This is a genomic window from Caldisalinibacter kiritimatiensis (genome assembly GCF_000387765.1).
In the GTDB taxonomy this organism is placed as follows: Bacteria; Bacillota; Clostridia; order Tissierellales; family Caldisalinibacteraceae; genus Caldisalinibacter; species Caldisalinibacter kiritimatiensis.
Map to the genome: position 1 here is coordinate 1 of NZ_ARZA01000279.1, position 2,727 is coordinate 2,727.

Annotated in this window: 4 protein-coding genes; all 4 read left to right on the top strand. The window is 24.9% G+C overall.

Going from position 1 to position 2,727, the window contains the following annotated elements; genetic code table 11:
- Nucleotides 1-111 precede the first annotated feature (111 nt).
- Entirely contained in the window at nt 112-711 is a 600-nt protein-coding gene (locus L21TH_RS13140) for a hypothetical protein (RefSeq protein WP_006317409.1), read from the top strand.
- A gap of 120 nt (nt 712-831) precedes the next feature.
- Nucleotides 832-972, top strand: coding sequence for a hypothetical protein (locus tag L21TH_RS14410; RefSeq protein WP_006317410.1), 141 nt, complete (start codon nt 832-834; stop codon nt 970-972).
- Between the two features lie 46 nt (nt 973-1,018).
- A complete protein-coding gene (locus L21TH_RS13145) occupies nt 1,019-1,273 on the top strand; it encodes a hypothetical protein (protein ID WP_162138505.1) in 255 nt (84 codons plus the stop codon).
- Between the two features lie 568 nt (nt 1,274-1,841).
- Nucleotides 1,842-2,063 (top strand): hypothetical protein, encoded by a 222-nt coding sequence (locus L21TH_RS13150; protein ID WP_006317412.1) that lies wholly within the window; start codon nt 1,842-1,844, stop codon nt 2,061-2,063.
- The last annotated feature ends 664 nt before the right edge of the window (nt 2,064-2,727 follow it).

The following is a 2,727-nucleotide window of genomic DNA, read 5'->3' on the forward strand; positions in this document are numbered from 1 at the left end:
TATGGTTGATTTTTTTATGTCTAAATTGTTCTTATATAGTGTAAGACGAAACAAGTTGGCTGACTAAATAGGTCTTATCAAACTAATTAGTTAAAGAAGGGAAGGATTTAAATGGCGGAACCAAATAAAACTCATGTAGAAACTAAAGAAGTACCTTATAATGCAGAAGGTGATACTATTACAATTGAAACAGGAAGAATAGACCAATGTTTTTTCAATAATCCAACCATTAGAATATGGAACGATTCAATGCATTTATATATTGATGGAAAACATCAGATAGGAATTGAATATGATTACTTAAGTAATTACGGTTTAACTGAAGAACAAATTCAAGTAGTTAAAGGTGGGGTATCTCTATTAAAAGAACTTGTGGGTACTGCTTATCATACTTTTTCTTTTGATGTAGATCCAGATGTTGAATTAAGTTTAACTGAAATATCATTTAATCTTAATGTTACTGGATGGATGTTTGGTACTTATAACCAGTATTCAGGTACTTTTCCATATCAAAATGTTCAATATTCTTATGGTAAAAGTTATGAATTCGAAGGATTTAATGATGTTGATTGGAAAGGCCTTTTAGCAGGTGTACTAACTGCTATGCTTTTATTAGGAATACTTTGTATATGTGCTGAAATGGGTCCAGTAATAGGAACATTAAGTGCTTTGATTAGTTCTTTATATGGTATGCTTACAGCATTAGCATAATATAATAAAAATAATCCTATGACTATTCGAATAGTAATAGGATTATTTTTTATTTAATGTTTAAAATTGTAAAAAAATACTGTATAATATATCTAAAAAGATAATTAGGAGTTGAACTTTATGGAAGAAAGATTGCTTGGTATTAAATTTAAAGACAATTGGATTTATCGTTTAGCAGGAGGTATTGCTTTATTTTTTTTCTTTAATAGGTTTTTTAATATTTATAATAACTATAATATTAGACTGGGAGATGTTTTATAAAATTTTTAGTTTTGTAGATTTTTTGTTTCTCGGTTATGTCGGATTGATGACTTTTAAAAAGCCTAATTTATATTGCTTAGAGTTGTATGAAAAAAAGTTTATTTTAAGATTATCATCATTTTTACCAATTATAAAAATAGATTATAGAAATTTAAAAAAATTGAAAATAGCTAAAAAGAAAATATATTTCATAACAAAAAAAGATAAAAAATTAGGTATAAGAAGAACAGCTATAACTGAAGAAAATGTTAAAAAGTTAATAAAATTTCTCAGTAAATACTGTGAAACAGAAATCGATTAATCTATTTCTGTTTAGGAGAGGATATTTATGTCATAGGGACATGGAAATATAGCAGCAATAAGTACTGCTGAACTAAACAATCATGCTGATACTAATTTTCAGGAAACATATAGAGAAGGAGATACATATCCAGAAATAGTTATTTTAAAAAGAAATCTAAGAGATTAAAAATATAAAATATATTAACAGTACCATTAATAAATAGTTATATTTCTTATGTAAGAATTCTACTTGAATCAATTTATCAATCATTTTATGTAAAAATTTTTTTTATTTTTTTGACTTATGGTTGATTTTTTATGTCTAAATTGTTCTTATATAGTGTAAGACAAATTAGTCGGCCAACAGGGAGAGTCTTACTAAATATAATTAAAAAGGAGAGGTTTTTATGGCATCAGTAGGAGATACTAAATGGGCAGAAAAAAGATTAACTTTACAAGAAATTAGGAAACGAGAGGATAAGTTAACTGAAGCAGTAAAATAAGGATTTGATATAAAATTACAAATAGCTGCAGGACTTTATTCAGTTTTTTCAGCTTCTTTAGGTGGAGCAATAGTTAGTGCTACATTGTTAGGTTATACAATTACAGAGGCTGTATTAGATAGCATAATAAAAAAAGAAAGAGATTTTTATAAAGAAATTAGACAGACAATGGAAAATGAGGACAATGATTATGAATATGCAATAATAAAACAAAAATTTGAGTATAAAATGTGGAAGTTCTATAATGATAGATTTTTTGCATGGTATCCTGTCGGTGGTCCTGTATTATCAGGATATGAAAATTAATATATTAAAGTAATAAAAAACAACTAATGCTTGATGTTATATTAAGCATTAGTTGTTTTTTGGTAATCTTTTGTGATTATTTTATTAACCACTAAAAAAATATATAAAATATTCCCTAGGATATTTTTCTAAAACTATATTTTATTACTATATATAATAAAATAAATAGCCATATGAATATAGAATCTATATTTGTTTTTAATTCTAGATATAAAAATAAAACTACAATTATAAAATCTAAATAAAAAAATTTATCTATTATTATTTTTGACTTTAAAATAGATATCAAACTATCTATTTTCATTTATTCCATCTCCTTTCTAGTTTAGTTTTATGATATTACTTGCTTTATTATTTGAACTAAAATTGCAACTAGTGAAAATGTAACAACTTAAAATAAAAACTAACTTTTTTAATCATTACCCCTCCTCAACCTATAGTTTCTATAACTCAGTGTTCCATATACCATGAATGGAATTTTATACCTTTTTCTATTATTATACCTTGTATCTTATGGGGTTACCATATTTTGTTATGCGTGATATATAAAATTTAATTGTTTAAATCAATTTATCAACCATTTTATGTGAAAAATTTTTTTATTTTTTTTTGACTTATGGTTGATTTTTTTATGTCTAAATTGTTCTTATATAGTGTAAGACGA

Excerpts from the sequence above, each read along its gene's own strand:
- L21TH_RS13140 (WP_006317409.1), top strand. The coding sequence starts at position 112 with ATGGCGGAACCAAATAAAACTCATGTAGAAACTAAAGAAGTACCTTAT.
- L21TH_RS14410 (WP_006317410.1), top strand. The coding sequence starts at position 832 with ATGGAAGAAAGATTGCTTGGTATTAAATTTAAAGACAATTGGATTTAT.
- L21TH_RS13145 (WP_162138505.1), top strand. The coding sequence starts at position 1,019 with ATGACTTTTAAAAAGCCTAATTTATATTGCTTAGAGTTGTATGAAAAA.